Origin of the sequence: Streptomyces sp. NPDC007875 (assembly GCF_042868035.1) — a bacterium.
GTDB lineage: Bacteria > Actinomycetota > Actinomycetes > Streptomycetales > Streptomycetaceae > Streptomyces > Streptomyces antimycoticus.
In genome coordinates this window covers 1-23,509 of sequence record NZ_JBIADZ010000059.1, presented here as the reverse complement: position 1 = coordinate 23,509, position 23,509 = coordinate 1, and the positions used below count along the sequence as shown (strand labels likewise).

Sequence of the window (23,509 nt, the reverse complement as noted above, 5' to 3'; positions counted from 1 at the left end):
CCCGAGCAGGTCGCCCACACCGTGTCCGCATGCGAAAAGACAGGCCGCCGAGCCCGGCTCATCGACGTCGACTACGCCTCCCACAGCGCCCAAGTAGATGAGATCGCGGATGAGTTGCATGAGCTTCTGGCCGGGCTCGAGCCGGTGCCCGGTCACGTGGCGTTCTACTCGACCGTCACCGGCGCCCGCATGGACACCAGCGGACTCGACACCGACTACTGGGTCACCAACCTCCGCGAACAAGTACGGTTCACCGACGCCGTACAAGCACTCCTGAACGACGGCCACCGCGTATTCATCGAAGCCAGCACCCACCCCGTCCTCACCATCGGCATGCAGGAGACCTTCGAGGAGGCGGGGGTCGACGCGGTGACCGTACCGACCTTGCGGCGCGACCACGGTGGCCCGGACCAACTGGCGCGGTCGGTGGCGCAGGCGTTCACCGCCGGGGTCGCGGTCGACTGGACCCGCTGGTTCCCCGCCGACCCCGCACCCCGCGCCATCGACCTGCCCACCTACGCCTTCCAGCGTGAGCGGTACTGGCCGGACGGAGCGGGCGGGCCGGGTGGCGATCCGGCCGATCTGGGTCTGACGTCCGCAGGTCATCCGCTGCTCGGCGCCGCCGTGGAACTCGCCGACGGCACCACCCATGTGCTCACCGGCTGCCTCTCCGCGCGGTCCCACCCGTGGCTCGCCGAGCATCTGGTGGCGGGTGCGGTGCTGGCGCCGGGCGCGGTGTTGGTGGAGTGGGCTCTGCGGGCGGCCGACGAGGTCGGCTGTGGCGGGGTGGAGGAGCTCGCGCTGCAGGTTCCGCTGGCGCTGCCCGAGTCCGGTGGGCTGCGGGTGCAGGTGGTGGTGGGTGCCGCGGCGGAGGACGGGCGGCGTGAGGTGCGGATGTACTCCCGTCCGGACCGCCCTGGTGGCCCCGGCCCGGCCCTCGATTCCGGAACGGGCGCGGGGTGGGTGTGTCATGCGGTGGGCGTGCTCGCACCCGCCGCCGAGGACTCCGCACCGGCGGAGGGCCTGGGCGGGGCGTGGCCGCCACCGGGCGCCGAGCCGCTGGACGTCGGCGCCTTCTACGAGCAGGTGATGGCGGCGGGTTACGGATACGGTCCGGCGTACCAGGGGCTGAAGGCCGCGTGGCGCCATGGCCGGGATGTCCTCGCCGAGGTGGCGCTGCCCGATGCCGCGGGTGGCCGGGACGGTTTCGGCATCCATCCGGCGCTGCTGGACGCGGCACTGCATCCGTCGCTGCTGATGGACCGGCCCGAGGGTCAGGAGGACGACGGCCAGGTGTGGTTGCCGTTCGCCTGGAACGGTGTGTCCCTGTGGGCCACCGAGGCGGCCACCGTACGGGTGCGGCTGTCGCGGGACGAGGAGCGGCAGTCGCTGCGGCTGATGGTGGCGGACACGGTGGGCGCTCCGGTGCTCACGGTCGATTCGCTGGTGACCCGTCCGGCCGCGACGGACCGGCTGCGCACGGCCGCGGCCGGCCGTGCCGTGGAGGGGCTGTTCACCCTGGACTGGACGCGGCTGCCCGCCGCGGCCACCGCACCGTCCCCGACGTCGGTGGTCGGCGAGGGCGGCTGGGTGGTACTGGGCGAGGACCGGCTGGGGCTGGCGGAGCCGGTCGCGGCCGGGGTGGGCGCAGAGGCCACGGTGTGCCATCCGGATCTGGAGGCGCTGATCGCGGCTGTGGACGCGGGTGAGCCCGCCCCTGCGGTCGTCCTGGCCCATCCGTACGCCGCTGAGGGCGGCCACGGGGACGGGCTGGGGGCGGTCGAGGAGTTGCTGGGGCTGGTGCAGTCCTGGCTGAGGCGGCCGGCCCTGGCCGATGCGCGGCTGGTGGTCGTCACACGGGGTGCGACGGCGGCGGGCCGTCCGGGCGAACACACCGATGATCCCGATGGCACCGCGCTGGATCCGTCCGGTGCCGGGGTGTGGGGGCTGATCCGCAGCGCCCAGTCGGAGAACCCGGGCCGGTTTGTGCTGCTCGACCTCGATGAGGGCCGCGCGGGCCTCGTGGGGGCCGTGGTGCGCGCGATCGAGTCGCATGAGCCCCAGGTGGCGGTGCGGGACGGGCGGGTGCTGGTGCCCCGTATGGTCCGTGCGACGGCCGCGCCGGGCCCGGCCGTCGACGATCAGAACGAGCAGGAGGAGACCCCCGGACTCGCCGCCGATGGCACCGTGCTGATCACGGGTGGCACCGGCACCCTGGGCGCTCTGGTCGCCGAGCACCTGGTGCGCACCTGGGGGGTCGGGCATCTGCTGCTGGTGAGCCGGCGCGGTCCGGAGGCCGTCGGCGCCGATGAACTCATTGACAGACTGAAGGAGTTGGGCGCTCAGGTACGGATCGCCGCGGTCGATGTCACCGACCCGGACGCGGTGGCCGCTCTGGTGGCCGGGGTCGATCCCGCGTATCCGCTGACCGGTGTCGTCCACGCGGCCGGGGTGCTGGACGACGCCGTCCTCACCACCCAGACTCCGGAGCGGCTGGCGCGGGTGTGGCGTCCGAAGGCCACGGCCGCGGCCCATCTGCACGCCGCGACCGCGGAGTTGCCGCTGTCCCTGTTCGTGATGTTCTCCTCCACGGCGGGCACGCTGGGTGCCTCCGGGCAGTCCAACTACGCCGCGGCCAACGCCTACTGCGACGCGCTGGCCGCCCATCGCCGCGCCCTCGGCCTGCCGGGTCTCTCGGTGGCGTGGGGCCTATGGGCGGACGCCAGCGGAATGACCGGGCATCTGGGGGAGACCGACCGGGCCAGGATGGCCCAGTCGGGCATCGGGGCGATGTCCGGCGAGCGGGCGCTGGGGCTGCTGGACGCCGCCGTGCGCCACGGCCACCACCACCTGATCGCCATCGATCTGGACGTACGGGCCCTGGCGGGACAGCCGGCGCTCACCCTGCCCGCTCCCCTGCGGGCGCTCGCCGCTGGCGGTACGGCCCGGCGCACCGCTGCCACCGCCCGGCCGCACACCGACTGGGCCGGTCATCTGGCCACGCTGCCACTGGAGGAGCAGCGCCGCACGCTGCTCAGTCTGGTCCTCACCCATGCCGCGGCGGCGCTGGGGCACTCCGACCCCGGGCGGATCCAGACCGAGCGCGGCTTCCTGGAGCTCGGCTTCGACTCGCTGACCGCGATCGAACTGCGGAACAGGCTGACCGCCGTGACCGGCCTGCGGCTGGCCACCACCCTGATTTTCGACCATCCGAATCCGGCCGCGCTCGCCGCGCATCTGCATATGGAACTGGCGCCCGAGGACGTGGATCCGCTCGCACCGATGCTGGGCGAAATCGACAGGATGGAAAGCGCGTTGCTTTCCGTGGCCCAGGACGAGGCGGCGCAGGAAGCGCTGCTGGGGCGTCTTCAGCGCACGCTGTCGAAATTGGGCGCCCTGCACGGCGGCGGAACGGAGGAAGGGCCCGCGGCCGGCCGTATTCAGGACGCCACGGCCGACGAGATCTTCCAGTTCATCGACCAGGACCTTGGCCGGAGCGACAGCAATGGAGAGCATGCACATGGGGGCACACGGTGATCGATGAGCGAAGCCGGAAGAAGCTCATCCTCGAGCACAGCCGCCGGATGAACGCCGCGGATATCGACGGGCTTCTCGAACTCTACGCGGACGAGGTCACTTTCGAGGATCCGGTCGGATCGGGGCGCAGGGCCGGGCGGGACGCCCTTCGCGAGCATTTCGAGGAGCTCGCCGCGGCGGGTATCAGCGAGATTCCCGGTGAGCCGGTCGCGGGGCAGGACGGTGTGCATGTCCTGGTGCCGGTGACGGCCACCATGGACTATCTGCCCAAAGGCCCCGGATTCGCCGAGCGCGGCTGGCTGACGGCCCCGGACACCCCGGAGAACTCCCGCATCACCTGGGACTACGTCCTGATGGTGCGCGCGGGGGCCGGCGGTCTCATTCAGGAACTGCAGATGTTCTGGGGGAGGTCGGACATTGACATCACGGGCTGATCCCCCACGATCCCGGCACCGCACAGGAGGCGTTCATGGCCGATGAGGCGACCCTCAAGAAGATGGCCCTGGAATACGCGCGGCGGATGAACGTCGGTGATGTCGAGGCCGTATTGGAGCTGTTCTCGGACGACATCGTCTTCGAAGACCCGGTCGGCGCGCCTCCGCTCATCGGAAAGGACGCCCTTCGCGGACATATCGCCTGGTCCATCGAATGCCAGGTGCACGAGACCCCGGGCCGTCCGGTCACCTCGATGGACGGCCGCAGGGTGGCGGTGCCGACCACGGTCACGGTGTACGCACCGGCGAAACTCACCTTCAGCATCATCGGCGTGATCGAACTCGGTGATGACGGTCTGGTCCATCACGCCCAGGCGTTCTGGGGCATCACGGATACGAAAGTGGGCGACGGCCCCGAACTCACCGGTGTCGCGCATTTCATGGCGGTCACCCAGAACCTCGCCAAGATGGTCCAGGCCAAGGGCAGCCCCAGTCCGACGTAAAAGGCCGTAAGCGGTGAAGGGACGAAAGCAGAACCATGACCGAACCCAAGCACGGAATCGTTCTGGGCGGAGGCTGGGCGGGAATGCTGGCTGCCCATGTGCTGGCCCGCCATCTGGAGCGCGTCACCGTCGTGGAGCGCGATGTGCTGCCGGACGGGCCCCGGCACCGCAAGGGATCGCCGCAGGGACGCCATGTCCATGTGCTGTGGTCCAGCGGTGCGCGCATCGTGGACAGGCTGCTGCCGGGCATGATCGACCAACTGCTCGACGCGGGCGCCCGCCGGATCGGATTCCATCAGGACCTGGTGACCTTGACGTCCCACGGCTGGCAACACCGCTTTCCACCGCGGCAGTACGCCCTGATGTGCACCCGCCCGTTCCTGGACTGGAAGGTCCGCGACCGCGTTCTGGCCACCGGGCGGATCACCTTACGCCAGCGCGCCGAGATCCTCGATCTGGTCGGCGACGCCAAACGGGTCACCGGGGTCCGGGTGCGCGACATGGACACCGGTGCGCAGGAAACGCTGGAGGCCGATCTGGTGATCGACGCCTCCGGGCGCGGTTCCCGGCTTCGGCACTGGCTGTCGGTGCTGGAGGTGCCGCCGCTGGAGGAGGACATCGTCGACGCGGGCATCGCGTACGCCACCCGCGTCTACCAGGCGCCGCCGGGTGCCGCCGCCGGATTCCCCGCCGTCAACGTGGCCGCCGACCACCGGTTGCGCGAGCCCGGCCGGTTCGGGGTGGTGTATCCGCAGGAGGACGGCACCTGGATGGTGACCCTCTCGTGCACCCGGGGCGCCGGACTGCCCGCGCACGACGACGACTTCCTGCCCTACGCCCGGACGCTGCGCCATCCGCTGGTCGCCGATCTCATCGACCTCGCGAAGCCGCTGACCTCGGTGGCCGTCTCGCGTGTCGGCGCCAACCGGCGGCTGTATCCGGAGCGGCTGGACATCTGGCCGGAGGGGCTGCTGGTGCTGGGGGACGCGCTGGCCGCGTTCAACCCCATCTACGGCCATGGGATGAGCTCCGCGGCTCGTGCGGCCGCCGCGCTGGACACCGAGCTCCAGCGGTCCGGGACCGACGCGGGAGCGACCCGCCGGGCCCAGCACGCGATCAGCGCCACCGTGGACGATCCCTGGATCATGGCCGCGTCCAAGGATGTGGAGTACGTCAACTGCCGCATGAGCACGACGGATCCGCGGCTGACGGGCGGGGCCGTGGCCCGGCAGCGCTTCTCCGATCTGATCGCCGACCGGTCGATCCGTTCCTCGGCGGTGTGTGATGTGGTGACCGATGTCATCAGTCTGACCGCCCCGCAGTCCGAGCTGGCGTCCAGCCGCTTTCTGTCGCTCATGCACAAGGACCGGGTCCTTCCGGAGCTCACCGAGCCGCCGCTGACCGCCGATGAGCTCGCGCTGGTGAACCTGACCCCGCGCAGCACGGTGAGTGCGGGCGGCTCATGAGCAGCGAGGAAAAGCTCGTCGACTATCTCAAGTGGACCACGGCCGAGCTCCATGAGGCCCGGCAGCGGCTGCGCGAGGTCCAGGCGGACCTGGCGGAGCCGATCGCCGTCGTCGGCATGGCCTGCCGCTTTCCGGGCGGTGTGCGCACCCCGGCGCAGCTGTGGGACCTGGTGGCCGACGAGCGGGACGCGGTCTCCAGCTTTCCCACCGACCGGGGCTGGGACCTGGAGAATCTCTATCACCCCGATCCGGAACACCACGGCACTTCATACGTCCGGGCCGGTGGCTTCATCTATGACGCGGCCGACTTCGACGCGGAGTTCTTCGATATCGGTGCCCGGGAGGCGGCGGCCATCGAACCGCAGCAGCGGATGCTGCTGGAGCTGGCGTGGGAGGCGACGGAGAGCGCGGGCATCGATCCGCACACCCTGCGGGGCAGCCGGACCGGCGTCTATACGGGAGTGATGTACCACGACTACGCCTCGCGTCTGGACGAGATCCCCGAGGGCCTGCTGGGCCATGTGGGCAACGGCAACGCGGGCAGTGTGTCCTCGGGCCGGGTGGCGTTCACCCTCGGTCTGCAGGGCGCGGCGGTCAGCTTGGACACCGCGTGTTCGTCGTCTCTGGTGGCGATGCATCTGGCGGCCGGATCGCTGCGGCGGCGCGAGTGCACGCTGGCACTGGCCGGTGGCGCCGCCATCATGTATACCGCGAGCGTCTTCCAAGTTGCCTCCAGCCAGCGCCAGTTGTCCCCCGATGTCCGGTGTCGGTCGTTCGCGGACGCCGCCGACGGCATGGTGTACGGGGAGGGCGCCGGTCTGGTGCTCCTGGAGCGGCTGTCGGACGCGCGGCGCAATGGCCATCCGGTGCTGGCCGTGATCCGCGGCTCGGCGATCAACCAGGACGGTGCCAGTACGGGCATGGCAGCTCCCAACGGCCCCGCCCAGCAGCAGCTGATCCGCGACGCCCTGGCGGACGCCCGGCTGTCCACGGGGGACGTGGACGCGGTGGAGGCGCATGGCACCGGTACCGCGTTCGGCGACTCCATCGAGCTCCAGGCGCTGCTCGCCACGTACGGCCAGGACCGTCCGGACGACCGGCCGCTCCTGCTGGGGTCCATCAAGTCGAACCTCGGTCACACGCAGGCCGCCGCCGGGATGGCCGGTGTGATCAAGATGGTGATGGCGATGCGCCGGGGCGTGCTGCCACGTTCGCTCCATATCGACCGGCCGACCCGGCTGGTGCACTGGCGCAAGGGCGCGGTACGGCTGCTGACCGAGCGGACGGACTGGCCGCGAGTGGACCGGCCGCGGCGGGCCGGGGTGTCCTCGTTCAGCGCCAGCGGCACCAACGCCCACGTGGTTCTGGAAGAGTTCACCGAACCGGCGGTGGAGGCCGCTGCCGACGACACTGGCGCCCGCGACCCGGGGGTGGTGCCGTGGGTGCTGTCGGCGCGGAGCGTGGCGGCGCTGCGCGGCCAGGCTCGTGCGCTGGCCGCGCACACGGCGGCGGCCGGTCCGGGGCTGTCCCCCGCCGATGTGGGATGGTCGCTGGTGACCACGCGGTCGGCCTTCGACCATCGGGCAGTCGTGGTCGGCCGGGGTCCGGACGAGCTGAGCGCGGGGCTGGCGGCGCTGGCGGCCGGTGAGCCACATCCCTCGGTGGTGGGGCCCGAGGTGGCCCGTACCGGCGCGGCCGTGGCCTCGGTGGGCGGGGCGGTGTTCGTCTTCGGTGGAGAGGGTGGCCACCTTCCGGGGACGGGTTCCGCGTTGTACGGCCGGTTCCCCGTCTTCGCCACCGCCTTCGACGAGGCCGGTGAGCTGCTGGGATTGAAGGGGGACCGCGACGCTTCCTCCCGAGAGGGGCTGTTCGCCTTCTACGTCGCACTGGCCCGGCTGCTGGCCTCGGTGGGGGTGCGCCCCCACGCGGTGGTGGGCTGTGGGGTCGGTGAGATCGCCGCGGCGCACATCGCCGGTGTCCTCGACCTGGCTCACGCCTGCCGCCTGGTCGCCGCCGGCGCCGATCCGAGCACGGTGGAGTACGAGCGGCCGCCCCTGCCCTCGCTCGATGAGGCCGGTGCGGTGTGGGAGCTGGGGCCGGAGGCGATGCTGACCTCCGCCCCGGCGGCGCTGGTGCTGTCGCCCTTCCGGGGCGAGGGGGCCGGGGGGTCCGAGGGGGCCGGGGGGTCCGAGGGGGCCGGGGGGTCCGAGGGGGCCGGGGGGTCCGAGGGGGCCGGGGGGTCCGAGGGGTCCGGGGGGTCCGAGGGGTCCGAGGTGCGGGAGCTGATGTGCGGCCTGGCCCGTATGCACACCATGGGCGCCACCGTGGACTGGGCCGCGCTGTTCGACGGCGATCCGGCTCCCCGCACCGTCGCCCTGCCCACCTATGCCTTTCAGCGCCAGCGCTTCTGGCTGGAGAACGAGGCTCCGGCGGGTGCCACGCCCCGGGTGGAGACCCTGGCGGACGCCGAGTTCTGGGATGCCGTGGCCCGTACGGACACGGCGGCCGTGACCCGGGCGCTCGATGTCCCCGCCGGCCGGCGGGAGGTGCTCGCGGAGATCCTGCCCGCCCTTGCCACCTGGCGGCGCCAGCGGGAGTGGCGCTACCGCATCGCCTGGAAGCCCCTCGCCGACCCGCCGGCACCACGGCTGAGCGGCACCTGGCTGGTCGTGACGTCCGGTGACCGCGGAGACGACACCACGGTGGCCGCCGTGATCACCGCGCTGCGCGACCATGGCGCCGAGGCCGTCGTGTTCGTCCCGGAGATCACACCCTCGGAGACCGCACCACCGGGCGACGAGACCCAGGCCCGGCGGATGTCGGAGGCCGTCGCGGGACAGCCGGTCGCGGGGGTGCTCTCCCTGCTGGCGGTCGAGCCACCCGCCGACGACGGGCGCGGCCCGGCGCTCGCCCCGACCCTCGACGTGTTCGAGACGCTGCGGCGGGCCGGGGTCGAGGCCCCGGTGTGGCTGGCCACCCGTGGTGGCGTCGGCGTCGACCTGGGCGATCCGATGTCCCGTCCGGAGCAGGCCCGGTTCTGGGGTCTGGGCGGTGCGCTGGCGATGGAGCGTCCGCGCTGGTGGGGCGGGCTGGTCGACCTGCCGGAGCGGTTCGACGACCGGGTGGGACGGCGGCTCGCGGCGGTCCTGGCCGGGGCGTACGGCGAAGTGGAGGTGGCCGTGCGCGGCGACAGCTGCTTCGCCCGGCGCCTGGTGCGCCACATCCCCACGGCCCTCACCGGCCCTGCCCGACGGCTCCGGGGAACGGTCCTCATCACGGGCGCCGCCACCACCCTGGCCGCGCACACCGCCCGCTGGGCGGCCGAGGACGGCGCCGAGCACCTGCTGCTGGTCGACACCGCACCACCGGCCGCCGACCTGGTGGCCGAGCTGAGCGCCTCGGGCGTACGGGTGTCCGTGGCCACCGTCGATGTGGCGGATCCGGAGGCGCTCGCCACGGCGGTCGCGGGCCTTCCCGCGGAGTTCCCGCTGACGGCCGTCCTGCATCTCACGGCACCGCTGGCCGCCGAGGCGGGGCAGTTGGATGCGGCGCGGATCGAAGGCGAGTGGGCGGCGACGGTGGCGGGCGCGGTGAACCTCTGCGCCCTCGGCAGCAGTCATGAGCTGTCGGCCCTGGTGCTCGGGTGCTCGATCGTGGGTGTCCTGCCCAGCCCGGGCCTGGGCAACCAGGCGGCGGCCCACGCCTATCTGAGCGCGCTCGCCCAGGAGTGCCGGGCACGGGGCGTTCCGGCGACTTCGGTGTGCTGGGGTTCGATCGACGACCCCGACACGGCCGTCGGCGCCGCCAAGCAGCTCCGGACCAACGGGATGCCCGCACTGCCCCAGCGCTCGGCCGCCGCTGTGCTGCGGCAGGCGGTCATGGCGGATACGGCCTCCGTGATCATCGCGGACATCGACTGGACCTGGATGACCGCACACGCCTCCGAGCTGGGAACGCATCGGCTCTTCGATGACCTTTCCGGCCCTTCGGCCACACCGCATACGCACCGCGGTCGGTGATCACGCCGACCGGCCCCAACCAGGCGGGAGTACCGATGAACGCACACACCACCGTCAACAACCACACCCCCGGCGACGCCGGCCCTCAAGGAGACGGATCCGCGATGCAGACGGAGAAGAGCGAGACCGCACTCGACGGGGCGGCGCTGCACCAGGCGCTCGCCATCGCCACGGCCGAGGAGCGCGAGGACATCCTGCGGGAGACCGTACGGACGCAGCTCGCCGACATCCTGGCACCCGCCGTGGTCGACGACGACAGCAACTTCCTGGAGAACGGGCTGACTTCGCTGACCGCTCTCGAGCTCACCCGCAATCTGATGACGCTCACCGACGTGGAGATCCCCCTCGTCGCCATTCTGGAGTACCCCACCCCCGCCCAGCTCGGCCACTACCTCGCCGAGGCGTACGCCGCGGTCAACTCCGGTGACGGCGCCACGGCATAGTCCGGCCCGCAGGGCACGACGCCGCGCGGGAGGGGGACGAGCCCCCCCCCGCGCGGCGTTCTCCTGTCGGTGGTGCGCGGCCTCCGCCGGTCCGTCAGAACGCGCAGTCCACGTGCTTGATGGCCTCGACGAAGCTGGCCACCAGCCGCCGGGGCTCCCCCACCGTGCGGATCTCCGGCAGCCGGCTGAACAGCTCACGGAAGAGGACCGTGACCTCCATCCGGGCGAGATGGGCACCCAGGCAGAAGTGCGGGCCGACCGACCCGAAGGTCATATGCGGATTGGGGTCCCGGGTGATGTCGAACTGATAGGGGTCGGCGAAGACGTCCTCGTCCCGGTTGGCGGACCAGTAGAAGAGCAGCAGTTTGTCGCCCTCCTGGAAGCGGTGGCCGTTCACCTCGCAGTCCCGTTTGACGGTTCGGCGCATCCAGTTGATGGGGGTCGCGACCCGCAGAATCTCCTCGACCGCGCCCGGCGCGTAGGTCTCGAAGTCGGAGAGCAGCAGCTTCCGCTGCTCCGGATGCTCGGTGAGCAGCACCAGACCACGTGAGATCGCGTTACGGGTGGTCTCCATTCCGGCGACGACAAGCAGGATGAAGAAGGAGGAGAGCTCTTCGGGGCTCAGCCGCTCACCGTCGATCTGCGCCTGCACCAGCCGGGTGACCAGATCCCCGGTGGGGTTACGGGTGCGGTCGGCGGCGAGCCGTGAGATGTAGTCCGCGAGTTCATGTGAGGTCTTGAGCAGGGCGGCGGTGGCCTGATCGGCCCGGGGAACGTATTCAGGGTCGAAGGTGCCGACGATGACATTGGACCGGTCGTAAATGAACTCGTAGTCGTCGCCGGGAATCCCCATCATGCCGCTGAGCACCGCGATCGGCATGATCGCCGCGACGTTCCGGACGAAGTCGCCCGGGCCGTCCGCGATGAGGTCGTCGACAATCTTCCGGGCCGCCTTTTGGGACGCCACCTCGAACTCGGCGGCCATTCCCCTGCCGAACGCGCGGGACACCAGCCGGCGCAGCCGGGCGTGCTGGGGATTGTCCATATTGATCATCGATCCGAAGAAGCTGTTGAACTCCTCCGGCAGATCGATGATGCTGATCGCGGTGGGCAGCGAGCCGAAGTCCTGCGGACGGCGGCTCACCTCGGCGATATCGGCATGCCTGACCATCGCGTAATAGCCGGACCCACGCCCGAACCCGGGCATGGCCGGTTCACGGAAGAGCACGGGCTCCGGCCGCCGGCGCAGCGCCGCGAAGGCCGCGTCACGGTCGCCGTAGGGCTGGGCCCAGAAGGACAAGTCGGTGAGGTCGATGTTGTCGACATGGGCGAACCTCGATTCCGGGGGATACACAGCGCCTCACTTCGGCTCGGAGTCTATGGTCGGTAAAAGAGTTGGGTCGGCATGAGAGAATGAATCGCCCGGCGGCCCAGCATCTCGCGCCCCGCTTAAGCGCCGCTAATCTGCGCATACATCACATCCCCAGCGGTCGAATCGGATTGGGCGGCCCGGCTAGAATTCCGGCATGGATCTTTCCGTGCCCGTAACCGACGATGTGAAATTGCATTTCCGGCACCGGCCGGGAACGGCGTCGCTTCCCTTTCTCCTGGTCCATGGCATGGCCTCCAGCGCCCGGCTGTGGGACGAGGTCGCCGACCATCTGGCCGCCGCGGGCCACGCGGTGTACGCGGTGGATCTGCGTGGCCACGGGCACTCCGACACACCGGAGACCGGCTACGACACCCCGACCGCGGTCGCGGATCTGGTGGCGGCGGCCGCCGCCCTGGGGCTGGACCGGGTGGTGGTGGCCGGTCACTCCTGGGGCGGCAATGTCTCGGTGCGGCTGACCGCCGAGCACCCCGAGCTGGTGGCCGCGCTGGCCCTCGTGGACGGCGGCTGGCTGGAGCCGACCAAGGCGTTCGCCTCCTGGGACGCGTTCGTCGGGGCGTTGCGGCCCGCGTCCCTGGAGGGCGCCACCGTGCAGAGCGTGAGCGACTACTTCCGCGCCATCCACCCGGACTGGTCCCCGGCGGCGATCGAGGCCGCGGTGGACACGATGCTGGTGAACCCGGACGGCTCGCTGTCCCGGCGCATGTCCACCGAGCAGCACATGTCGATCCTGCACAGCATCTGGAACGAGCCGCCGAGGCCGTGGTACGCGGCCATCGCGGTGCCCACCCTGCTGATGCCCGCCATTCCCAAGGGCGCGGACGGGAAGTGGGCGGACCGCATCCGCTCCCGCATCAGGGAGACCACGGCCGACCTGCGCCACGCCACGATGCGGGAGTATCTCGACTCCGAGCACGATCTGCACGCCCAGCGTCCCCGGCGGGTGGCCGACGATCTGCTCGACCTGGCTCGCGGCGTCCAGCCGGCCCGCGGCACTCGCTGACCGGCACTCGCTGACTCCCCGCACGCGAACTCCCCGTACGGTCTCCGTACGGGGAGTTCGCGTGCGCGGTGGTGGCGGGCCGGGGCCCGCGACCAACCGCTCAGACCCCGAGTTCGCGGTCGATGAGGGCGAACACCTCGTCGGCGGTGGCCGCCGTCAGGTCCTGCTCGTCCGCCGGTCCGTCGGCCTCCTGCGCGGTGGCGGTGTACTTCCACACCAGGGCCTGCAACCGGTTCACCAGGCCGGCTCGCCGCGGGTCGCCGGTCGGCAGCCCGGCCAGTGCGGCCTCGAGTTCGTCGAGGTGTCCGGACAGCGGATGTGCCGCGCCGGCCTCCCCCGGGTCCACCTCGGCCAGCAGATGGCCCGCCAGGGCCCGGGGTGTCGGATAGTCGAAGACCACCGTCGTCGGCAGGCTCAGGCCCGTGGCGGCGCGCAGCCGGTTCCTGAGCTCGACGGCCGCGATGGAGTCGAACCCCAGCTCCTTGAACGGGCGGTCCGGCTCGACCGACTCCGGCGCCGGATAGTGGAGTACGGCGGCCACATGGGCGCGTACCAGCGCCAGCAGCCGCTCGACCCGCTCGTCCTCGGCCAAGGGACCGAGCTCCCGCCGCAGCGCCGACGCCTCATCGGTGCCGGTGTCCTCCGCCGATCCCCGCACGGCCTCGATGGCCTGGCGGGCGGCCGGGATGTCGTCGAAGAGCCTGCTGGGGCGGGCGAGGGTGAACAGCGGCGCGAAGCGCTCCCATTCCACATCGGCGATCGTGACGCGCGGATCGTCGTGGTCGAGCACCTGGCGCAGCGCGGTCAGCGCCGGCCGTGGATCCAGCGGGGACAGGCCCTGCCGCCGGGAGCGCTCGGTATGCGGGGCCACTGGCCCGTCCGGTGTGTCCCCGCCGTACGGCAGATCCCACAGCCCCCACGCGATCGAGACGGTGGGGCGGCCTTCGGCCCGGTCGCGCTGCGCCAGCGCGTCGAGGCAGGCGGTGGCGGCCGCGTAGGAGCCGTGGTCCTTGCTGCCCCAGGACGCGGCGACGGTGGAGAAGTAGACCACGGTGTCCTCGGGGCCCATGCCGCAGAGTTCGTCCAGCCGGCGACCGGTGTCGTCGAGATGGGCGCGGATCTCCTCGGCCAGCCGCTGCGGGGTGAGGTCCACCAGCGGGGCCAGTTCACCGGAGGCCGAGGTGTGGATGATCGTCCCGATCCGTCCGCTCGCCTCCGCCACCCGCTCGACGAGGCGTGCGGTGCCATCCCGGTCGGCGGGTGAGTGGTCCGCCACGGTGAGTCCGGTGCCGAGCGCGTCCAGTTCGGCCTTCAGCTCCACTTCGGCCGTCAGTTCCACGGCGCCGGGGGCGTCGCCGCCTCGGGGGGTCAGCATCAGGATGTGTTCGGCGCCGTCGGCGGCCAGCCGGCGGGCGACGTGGGCGGCGGGTCCGTCGGCGGGTCCGGTGATGAGCACGGTGCCCCGGGGCTTCCAGGTGCGCCGCGGGGCACGGCCGCCGATCGAGTCGGGGACCAGCCGTCGGCCGTACACACCGGTCGGGCGCAGCGCCGCCTCGTCCTCGCCACGGGCCCCGGTGAGCAGGGCGCGCAGCCGCTCCGCGTCCAGGGTGTCCGGGTTCGCGGGCAGGTCCACCAACCCGCCCCACCGGTCGGGGTGTTCGAGGGCGGCCACCCTGCCGAGCCCCCATAGTTGGGCCTGGTGCGGAGCGTCCAGGGGGTCGGAGTCGTCGATGGCGACCGCGCCGCGGGTGGCACACCACAGGGGGGCGCTGACGGCGGCGTCCACCAGCGCCTGGAGCAGGGTGAGCGTGCCGGTCAGGCCGGGGGCCACGTCGGGGAGCGGCCGCGGGTCCTCGTCCAGGGCCAGCAGCGACAGTACGCCGGTCGGTGGCGGCTCCTCGGCGTACCGGGAGCGCAGCAGCTCGGCGAGCCCCGCCCGATCGGTGTCCTCGGCCGGCTCCAGCCTGCGCACCTGGCCGCCGTCCGCGCCCAGCGCCCGTACGCAGGCGTCCGTCCAGCCGTCGGCGGCGCCTTTCGGGTGGACCACGAGCCAGGAGCCCGCGGCGGCGGGGGCGGCGTCGGGGACGGGCCGCCACTCGACGCGGTAGCGCCAGGAGTCCACGGCGGAGCGCTCACGACGGCCGCGACGCCATGTCGAGAGCGCGGGGAGCACGGTGCCCAGCGAGGTCCGGTGGCCGCTGCCGTCCGGGAGGCTCAGCGTCTCGGAGAGCGCGCTCAGGTCCTCTCCCTCCACCGCGGCCCAGAACCGGGACTCCTCCTCGTCCGCCGGGGACTCGGTGGCGAAGGACACTGCGTCGGCCAGCCAGTACCGCTCCCGCTGGAAGGCGTAGGTGGGCAGGACGACGGGGCGCGGGGCGGCGGGGCCGATGGGGTGCAGGGTGGTCCAGTCGACCGCGACGCCCGCCGTGAAGGCCAGCGCGAGGGACTCGATCAGCCGCGCCCGGCCGCCGTGGTCGCGCCGGAGCGTGGGCACGGTGACCGCGTCGGCCCCGGCTTCCTCGAAGCTCTCCTGCATTCCCACGGTCAGTACGGGATGGGTGCTGCTCTCGATGAACACGCGGTGGCCATCGGCCAGCAGCGCCTGGACGGTTTCGGCGAACCGCACCGGCTCACGGAGGTTGGTCACCCAGTACGCGGTGTCCAGCCCGGTGGTGTCGATCCGGCGGGCGGAGACCGTGGAGTAGAACGCCACCGTCGACGCGACCGGCCGGACACCCGCCAGGGCCTCCGCCAGCTCGTCGGCGATCTCGTCCACCTGGGGGCTGTGCGAGGCGTAGTCCACCTCGATCGGCCGCGCCCGGCCGCCCGCCTTCCGGCACGCCGCCACGGCGTGCCCCACCTGCTCGGGTGGCCCGGAAATCACCGTGGAGGAGGGGCCGTTGACGGCCGCCACGCCGACGGCCGCCGCTTGGTCGCCCAGATCGGCCAGCAGCTTCGCGGCCCGCTCCCGGCTCACCCCCAGGGAGGCCATCGCCCCGCCACCGGCCAGCCGCCGCAACGCCTTGCTGCGCAGCGCCACCACCTTGGCGCCGTCCTCCAGCGACAGGGCCCCGGCCACCACGGCCGCCGCGATCTCGCCCTGGCTGTGCCCGATCACCGCCCCGGGACGTACGCCGTGTCGTGCCCACACGGCGGCGAGCGACACCATGACGGCCCACAGGACGGGCTGCACCACATCGACGCGGCCAAGGTCGGCCGCCCCGTCGGCACCGCGCAGCACATCGGTGAGGGACCAGTCGACGTACGGGGCCAGCGCCCGTTCGCACTCCGCCACGCGGGCCGCGAACACGGGTGAGGCGTCGAGCAGTTCGGCGCCCATGCCCGCCCACTGCGAGCCCTGGCCGGGGAACACCAGCACCGGGCCCAGGTCCCCCGCCACGGCGGCGCCACCGGGGTGGACCAGGCCCGGGTGCGTCCCGCCGGTGGCCAGCGCCTCCACGGCCGCCATCAGCTCCTCGCGGGTCTCGCCCACGGCCACGGCCCGGTGGTCGAAGACCGATCGGGTGGTGACCAGCGACCAGCTCACATCGGCGATGGACGGCCCGGGATCGGCGGCCATCCGCCGGGCGAGTGCCGCCGCCTGTCCCCGCAGGGCCTGGGTGCCACGGGCGGACAGCACCCACGGCACCACCGCCGTCGCCGTCCCCGCCGCCTCGGGCGCGGGGTCGGCGGGCTCCGGCTCGGCAGGGGGGCTGGACTCGGGGGCCTGTTCCAGGATCAGATGGGCGTTGGTGCCGCTGATCCCGAAGGAGGACACCCCGGCCCTGCGGGGACGCTCACCTCTCGGCCACGCCACCGGTTCGGTCAGCAGCCGCACCCCGCCGCCTTCCCACTCCACATGAGGGGTCGGCTCGTCGATGTGCAGGGTGACCGGCAGCGTCTCGTGCCGGAGCGCCATCACCATCTTGATCACGCCGGCCACTCCGGCGGCCGCCTGGGCATGGCCGATGTTCGACTTCAGCGACCCCAGCCACAGGGGCCGTTCACCGGGCCGGTCCTGTCCGTAGGTGGCCAGCAGTGCGTGTGCCTCGATCGGGTCGCCGAGGGAGGTTCCCGTGCCGTGGGCCTCCACCGCGTCGACCTGGTCGGCGGCGAGGCGCGCGCTGGCCAGCGCCTGACGGATCACCCGTTCCTGCGATACGTCGCTGGGCGCGGTCAGACCGTTGCTGGCACCGTCCTGGTTGATGGCAGAGCCCCGGATCAGGGCCAGCACCCGATGCCCGTTGCGGCGCGCGTCGGACAGCCGCTCCAGCAGCACCAGCCCGACGCCCTCGGAGAAGCCCGTGCCGTCCGCGGCCGACGCGAAGGACTTGCAGCGCCCGTCCGGGGCCAGCCCGCGCTGCCGGGAGAACTCGGCGAAGGCGGTCGGAGTGGTGAGCGCGGTGACCCCGCCCGCGAGCGCCAGATCGCATTCGCCCTGACGCAGCGCCTGGCTCGCCAGATGCATCGCCACCAGCGACGACGAACACGCCGTATCGACGGTCACCGCCGGGCCCTCCAGACCGAAGGTGTACGCCACCCGGCCGGATACCACACTGGTGAGGCTGCCGGTGGTGGCATAGCCCTCGAAGCCCTCGGGGACCCGGGGCATCCGGGACATATAGTCCTGGCTCGACACGCCCGCGTACACACCGGTCCGGCTGCCCTTCACCGTCACCGGGTCGACCCCCGCGCGCTCGAACAGCTCCCAGGTCACCTCCAGCAGCAGCCGCTGCTGCGGATCCATCGCCAGGGCCTCGCGCGGGCTGATCCCGAAGAACTCCGCGTCGAAGCGGTCGGCGCCGTCCAGGAAGCCGCCGTGCCGGACGTAACTGGTGCCGGGGTGGTCGGGGTCGGGGTGGTAGAGGCCCTCCAGATCCCAGCCGCGGTCGGTGGGGAACGCGGTGATGCCGTCGCGACCGGAGGCCACCAACTCCCACAGCTCCTCGGGGCAGCCGACACCACCCGGATATCGGCAGGCCATGCTCACGATGGCCACCGGCTCCTGGGATCGCTCCTCCATCTCGCGCAGCCGCTGACGAGCCTGCCCGAGATCCACCGTGACCCGCTTCAGATACTGGCGGAGTTTCTCTTCCGTACCCGACATCAGTCCTCACTCACGATCAAGAGGGCAGTTCCCTGTCGATGAACTCGAACAACTCGTCGTCCGACGCGGAGTCGAGGGCGCCGTCGTCCACGGTGGGGTGATGGGCGCCGGTGGCCTCGGCCGGTGTGTCGTCGGTCAGGCGCCACAGCAGCGCCTCCAGACGCTTCGCCAGCCGGCCGCGGGCCTCGTCGTGGGGTACGAGGCGCGCCATCGCCGCCTCCAGCCTCTCCAGCTCTCCGAAGACCGGCGCCGAGGTGTCCGCCTGGGCGGGGCACAGCTTCTCGCGCAGTTCGGCGGCGATGGCCGAGGGCGTCGGATGCCTGAAGACGACGGTGGCGGGCAGCCGCAGCCCGGTGGCGGCGGCGAGCCGGTTGCGCAGTTCGACGCCGGTCAGCGAGTCGAAGCCCAGATCCTTGAAGGGGGTGTCGGCGGACACCGCCCCGGCGTCGGTGTGGCCCAGGACCGCCGCCGCCTGCGTGCGCACCAGCGTGAGCAGGATCCGGTGCTGTTCCTCCGCGGGCACCGCCGCGAGCTGGGCGACCAGACCGGTTGCGGGCGCCCCGGTGGCGGCGGTACGACGCGCGGTCGTTCCGTTGTCGAGGAGCGTGCGCAGCAGGGCGGGGAGGGTGTCCGCTGGCTGAGCGGCCAGAGCCCGGAGGTCGAGCTGAACGGCCGCGGGCTGCGGGGCACCGTGCCAGCAGGCGGCGTCCATCAGTCCCAGCGCCTGGTCGCCGGACATGGCGGCGATGCCGGAGCGGGACATCCTGGCCAGGTCCGCCTCGTCCAGATGCCCGGTCATCCCGCTGGCATCGGCCCACAGCCCCCAGGCCACCGAAACCGCCGGGAGGCCCATGGCCTGGCGGTGGGTGGCCAGGGCGTCGCAATAGGCGTTGGCCGCCGCGTAGTTGGCCTGGCCCGGGCTGCCCATCACCCCCGCGGCCGAGGAGAACATCACGAACATGCCGAGCCGCAGCCGCGCGGTGGCGGCATGGAGATGGGCCGCGGCCGTGGCCTTGGGCCCCCACACCCGCGCCAGACGCTCCGGGGTCTGCGAGGTGACCACCGCGTCGTCCAGCACACCCGCCGCGTGGACGACGCCGGTCAGGGGGTGCGCCGGATCGACGCCCGCGACGAGGTCGTTCACCGCGGCGCCGTCGGTGACGTCCACGGCCACGATCCGGGGCTCGGCGCCCAGGCCGGTGAGGTGGGCCAGCAGCTCCGGTGCGCCGGGGGCGTCGGGGCCGCTGCGGCTCACCAGCAGCAGGTGGCGGATGTTCCAGGCGCGGACGAGGTGTTCGGCGACGTGTCGGCCGAGGGTGCCGGTGCCACCGGTGATGAGCACGGTGCCCTCGGGGTCCACCGGGGCGGGAACGTCCAGCACCAGCTTCCCGGTGTGCTTGGCCTGGCTGAAGTACCGCAGTGCCTCACGCGCCCGGCTCAGCGGCCACGCCCGCACCGGTGGCGGCTCCAGCAGTCCGGAGGCGAACAACTCGTGCAACTCGCAGAGAATTTGACCGATACGGTCCGGACCGGCGTCCGTGATCAGGTCGTAGACCCGATAGGTCATCCCGGGATACTCGGCCGCGATCAGCTCCGGGTCGCGGACATCGGTCTTGCCCATCTCCAGCAACCGGCCGCCTTCGCGGAGGAGACGGAGCGAGGCGTCCACGAACGGCCCGGCGAGGCTGTTGAGCACCACATCCACACCCCGGCCACCCGTGGCGTCCCGGAGCGTCTCCGCAAAGTCCAGATCGCGTGAGGAGGCCCGGTGCGCCTCATCGATGCCCATCGCCTCCAGCACCGCATGCTTCCCCGGGCTCGCCGTGGCGTAGACCTCCGCGCCCAGGTGGCGTGCGATCCGCACCGCGGCCGTCCCCACACCACCGGTCGCGGCATGGATCAGCACCGACTCCCCTGGCCGGACCCCGGCGAGGTCGGTCAGTCCGTACCAGGCGGTCAGATAGGCCACCGGTACGGCCGCCGCCTGCCGGAAGCTCCAGCCGTCCGGGATCGGTGCCAGCAACCGCGCGTCGGTGACCGCCAGTGGACCGAACGACTGGTCGAGGACGCCCATGACGCGATCGCCCACGGACACATGGGTCACCTCGGGGCCGATGTCCACCACCACTCCGGCGCCCTCACCGCCCAGTCCGGTCTGTCCGGGCACCATGCCCAAACCGACCAGCACATCACGGAAGTTGACACCGGCGGCCCGTACGGCGATCCGTACCTGGCCGGCCCCCAGGGGCTCCAGCACCTCGGGGCAGGGCACGGGTACGACGTTCTCCAGGGTCGCCGTGCCCGCCGTGTCCAGCCGCCATGCCTCCGGTTGTTCCACGGGGCCCACCAGCCCCGCGCCCCCGGTACCGGCATGGACCAGGCGGGGCACCAGCGCCCGACCGGCACGCAGGGCCAGCTGGGGCTCGTCCATCTCCACGGCGCGCGCCACGGCGATGCGCACGGCGTCGATGTGGGGGGTGGCCTTGAACTCGGCGTTGGGGTCGGCGTGGGCGGCGAGGTCGTCGTCGCGGTCGAGGAGGACGAACCGGCCGGGGTTCTCCGACTGTGCACTGCGTACGAGGCCCCACACGGCGGCCGCGGCCAGGTCCACCCGGGTGGTGCTCTCGGGGCCGTCGACCGCGACCGCACCGCGCGTGACCACCACCAACCGGGCCTCCGCCAACCGCGGTTCGGCGAGCCAGCTCCGCACCAGTTCCAGCGCCCGTTCCGTCACCGACAGCGCCTCGGCCGGCGCCTCCTCGGCGCCCGCGCCGATGGGGCCGGCCAGGGCGCTCATATCGGCGAGGACGACCGGCGGGACGGGCTCCTCATCACCGAGTGCCGCGATCAGCGCGGCAGGATCCGGGTGGCCGTCGGCGCCCAGAACGGCCCAGTCATCGTCCCCGGCCGCCGCCTCTTCGGCCCCCGCCGCGAGCGGCAGGGGAGTCCAATCGACGGTGAACAGGTTGTCCGTGCCATGGCTGCCGTGTGCCACCGCCGCCCGCAACTGATCGACGCTCGCGGGCCGCATCGCCACGGAGTCGACGGTCAGCACCGGAGCGCCGACGGCATCGGCCACGGTCAGCCGAAGGGCGCGCTCGCCCTCGGCGTTCTCCTGCTGGGGGGAGAGCCGAACCCGGACCGTGGTCGCCCCGGCCGCCCACAGCGTCACGCCGTTCCAGGCGAACGGCAGCCAGACGCGGCCGTCGGTGGCTTCGGTACCGGTCTCGGTGCCGTCCGCGTCGAGCTGGTCGATCAGCAGTGCGGGATGCAGCGCGGCGTCCAGCAGTGCCGGATGGATACCGAATCCGGCCGGCTCCCCGGCGGCCTCGGGCAGGGCCACCTCGGCGCACACATCCGCGCCGTCCCGCCATGCGGCCCGCAGCCCCTGGAACGACGGACCGTAGGCATACCCCGAGTCCGCGACCCGGTCGTAGAACCCCTCGACACCGAGCGGTGCCGCACCGGCCGACGGCCACGCCCCGCCCAGTCCCAGTGCCTCGTCGGAACGGTCCGAGGGCGCGCTCAATACGCCCTCCGCATGGCACACCCATCCCGTGGCGGAGTCTCCTTCACCGGCGGGCCGGGAGTACACCCGCACATCACGGCGCCCGTCCCCGGCGGCCTCGCCCACGACGACCTGCACCCGCAGCCCGCCCGACGACGGCAGGACCAGCGGCACCCGCAGCGCCAGTTCATCCACACCGCCGCAGCCGACCTCATCGGCCGCCCGCAGCACCCACTCGGCCAGCGCCGCGCCCGGGACCAGCACCGCGTCCGCCACCACATGCTCACCGAGCCAGGTATGCGTACGGGCGGAGATCCGGCCCGTCAGCACATGGCCACGGCCATCTGCCAGCTCCACAGCGGCGCCCAGCAGCGGATGTCCGGCGGAGACGAGCCCGAGGTCGGCCGGGTCGCCGGCGCGTCCACCGTGGCCGTCGAGCCAGTAGCGCTCGCGCTGGAACGCGTAGGTGGGCAGTGCGACCACGCGGGGTGCCGGGGAACTCGGGTACAGCGTGGTCCAGTCGACGTCGACCCCAGCGGTGAACGCCTGGGCGAGCGAATGGAGCAGCTGGGCCTGGCCGCCGTGATCACGGCGCAGGGTCGGCACCGTGACGGCCGTGACCGCCGCCTCCTCGAAAGTCTCCTGCAGACCAAGGGTGAGCACGGGATGCGTACTGGCCTCGATGAACACCCGATGCCCGTCCGCCAGTAACGCCTGAACGGCATCGGTGAACCGCACCCGCTCCCGCAGATTCGCCACCCAGTAAGCGGTATCCAGGTCGGTGGTGACAGCACGGCCGCCGGTCACCGTCGAGTAGAAGGCCGTGCCCGAACCGGGCGTATCGAGCGGACGGACACCGGCCAGAACCACGCTCAACTCATCCCGGATCTCCTCCACCTGAGGACCGTGCGAGGCATAATCCACCTCGATCAGCCGCGCGCGCTCCCCTGTCTCCTGGCACGCGGCGACGGCAGCGGCCACCTGCTCCGGCGGACCAGAAACCACCGTCGACGAAGGCCCATTGACGGCCGCCACGCCCACACCGGCGGCGTGATCGCCCAGGCCGGAGAGCAACTCCCCCGCCCGCTCCTGCCCCACACCGAGGGAGGCCATCGCCCCGCCACCAGCCAGCTGTCGCAACGCCTTGCTGCGCAAGGCCACCACCTTCGCGCCGTCGTCGAGGGACAGCGCTCCCGCGACGACAGCCGCCGCGATCTCGCCCTGGCTATGGCCCACCACCGCCGCAGGACGCACGCCGTGTCCAGCCCACACCTCCGCCAGCGACACCATCACCCCCCACAGAACGGGCTGGACCACATCCACCCGCCCCAGATCCGCCGCACCCTCCGCACCGCGCAGCACATCGGTGAGCGACCAGTCCACATACGGCGCCAGCGCCCGCTCGCACTCCGCCACCCGTGCCGCGAACACCGGCGACACCTCCAGCAGCTCAGCGCCCATACCGACCCACTGCGAACCCTGACCAGGGAAGACCAGCACCGGACCCACATCACCCGTCAACGCCGCCGCACCCGACTGCACCACCCCCGGATGCGACACACCGCCCGCCAACGCCTCCACAGCGGCCAACAACTCGGCGCGGTCATCACCCACTACCACCGCCCGATGCTCGAACACCGACCGCGAAGTGACCAGCGACCACCCCACATCGACGGACGAGAGCTCGGATGCGCCGCCCACACGTTCAGCCAGGGCGGCGGCCTGGCCGCGCAGCGCCTCCGCACTCCGCGCCGAGAGCACCCACGCGACCGTGCCCGTGTCGGAGGAGACCGGCTGCGTCTGCTCATCCTCCTCGGGCGGAGCGGGAGCCTGTTCGAGGATCACATGGGCGTTGGTGCCGGAGGCGCCGAACGAGGACACACCGGCCCGGCGCGGCCGCTCACCGTTCGGCCACTCCACCGCCTCGGTCAGCAGCCGCACCGCACCACTGTCCCAGTCCACATGCGGGCTCGGCTCATCGATATGCAGAGAGGCGGGCAGCATGCCGTGGCGCATCGCCTGCACCATCTTGATGACACCCGCCACACCCGCCGCCGCCTGCGTATGCCCGATGTTGGACTTGATCGAACCGAGCAGCA

At 72.3% G+C, this 23,509-nt stretch carries 9 protein-coding genes and 1 pseudogene; 7 read left to right on the top strand and 3 right to left on the bottom strand.

The window, feature by feature from the left end:
* The 6 genes from ACFYOY_RS48060 to ACFYOY_RS48035 all read left to right on the top strand — a co-directional run.
* Positions 1-3,537, top strand: a 3,537-nt coding sequence (locus ACFYOY_RS48060; protein ID WP_388594384.1) for an SDR family NAD(P)-dependent oxidoreductase, incomplete at its 5' end; no start/stop codon positions are given.
* The gene (locus ACFYOY_RS48055; RefSeq protein WP_351906418.1) at positions 3,534-3,971 is read left to right on the top strand and encodes a nuclear transport factor 2 family protein; all 438 of its coding nucleotides are present in this window, start codon (positions 3,534-3,536) and stop codon (positions 3,969-3,971) included. The genes ACFYOY_RS48060 and ACFYOY_RS48055, both read left to right, overlap by 4 nt.
* Before the next feature lie 35 nt (positions 3,972-4,006).
* The gene (locus ACFYOY_RS48050) at positions 4,007-4,474 is read left to right on the top strand and encodes a nuclear transport factor 2 family protein (protein WP_388594380.1); all 468 of its coding nucleotides are present in this window, start codon (positions 4,007-4,009) and stop codon (positions 4,472-4,474) included.
* Positions 4,475-4,509: 35 nt separating this feature from the next.
* The gene (locus ACFYOY_RS48045; RefSeq protein ID WP_351906412.1) at positions 4,510-5,940 is read left to right on the top strand and encodes an FAD-dependent oxidoreductase; all 1,431 of its coding nucleotides are present in this window, start codon (positions 4,510-4,512) and stop codon (positions 5,938-5,940) included.
* Complete coding sequence (locus ACFYOY_RS48040; protein WP_388594377.1) at positions 5,937-9,959, top strand: type I polyketide synthase; 4,023 nt, start codon at positions 5,937-5,939, stop codon at positions 9,957-9,959. Before ACFYOY_RS48045 ends, ACFYOY_RS48040 begins: the two co-directional genes overlap by 4 nt.
* Positions 9,960-9,994: 35 nt before the next feature.
* Positions 9,995-10,402: an acyl carrier protein gene (locus tag ACFYOY_RS48035; RefSeq protein WP_078638925.1), complete on the top strand. Its 408-nt coding sequence runs from the start codon at positions 9,995-9,997 to the stop codon at positions 10,400-10,402.
* 94 nt (positions 10,403-10,496) lie between these two features.
* Here the strand turns inward: ACFYOY_RS48035 and ACFYOY_RS48030 are convergent, their stop codons facing one another.
* The gene (locus tag ACFYOY_RS48030) at positions 10,497-11,756 is read right to left on the bottom strand and encodes a cytochrome P450 (protein WP_351906212.1); all 1,260 of its coding nucleotides are present in this window, start codon (positions 11,754-11,756) and stop codon (positions 10,497-10,499) included.
* 172 nt (positions 11,757-11,928) lie between these two features.
* On the opposite strand from ACFYOY_RS48030, the gene ACFYOY_RS48025 reads away from it, so the two are divergent.
* Complete coding sequence (locus ACFYOY_RS48025) at positions 11,929-12,795, top strand: alpha/beta hydrolase (RefSeq protein WP_351906209.1); 867 nt, start codon at positions 11,929-11,931, stop codon at positions 12,793-12,795.
* A gap of 100 nt (positions 12,796-12,895) precedes the next feature.
* On the opposite strand, the pseudogene ACFYOY_RS48020 reads toward ACFYOY_RS48025, so the two are convergent.
* Positions 12,896-17,902, bottom strand: a pseudogene (locus tag ACFYOY_RS48020) (type I polyketide synthase); the annotation flags it as partial.
* Between the two features lie 16 nt (positions 17,903-17,918).
* The coding region (locus ACFYOY_RS48015) for an SDR family NAD(P)-dependent oxidoreductase (protein WP_388594372.1) at positions 17,919-23,509 on the bottom strand (5,591 nt) is incomplete at its 5' end.

Excerpts from the sequence above, each read along its gene's own strand:
- ACFYOY_RS48050 (WP_388594380.1), top strand. The coding sequence starts at position 4,007 with ATGGCCGATGAGGCGACCCTCAAGAAGATGGCCCTGGAATACGCGCGG.
- ACFYOY_RS48045 (WP_351906412.1), top strand. The coding sequence starts at position 4,510 with ATGACCGAACCCAAGCACGGAATCGTTCTGGGCGGAGGCTGGGCGGGA.
- ACFYOY_RS48040 (WP_388594377.1), top strand. The coding sequence starts at position 5,937 with ATGAGCAGCGAGGAAAAGCTCGTCGACTATCTCAAGTGGACCACGGCC.
- ACFYOY_RS48025 (WP_351906209.1), top strand. The coding sequence starts at position 11,929 with ATGGATCTTTCCGTGCCCGTAACCGACGATGTGAAATTGCATTTCCGG.
- ACFYOY_RS48035 (WP_078638925.1), top strand. The coding sequence starts at position 9,995 with ATGAACGCACACACCACCGTCAACAACCACACCCCCGGCGACGCCGGC.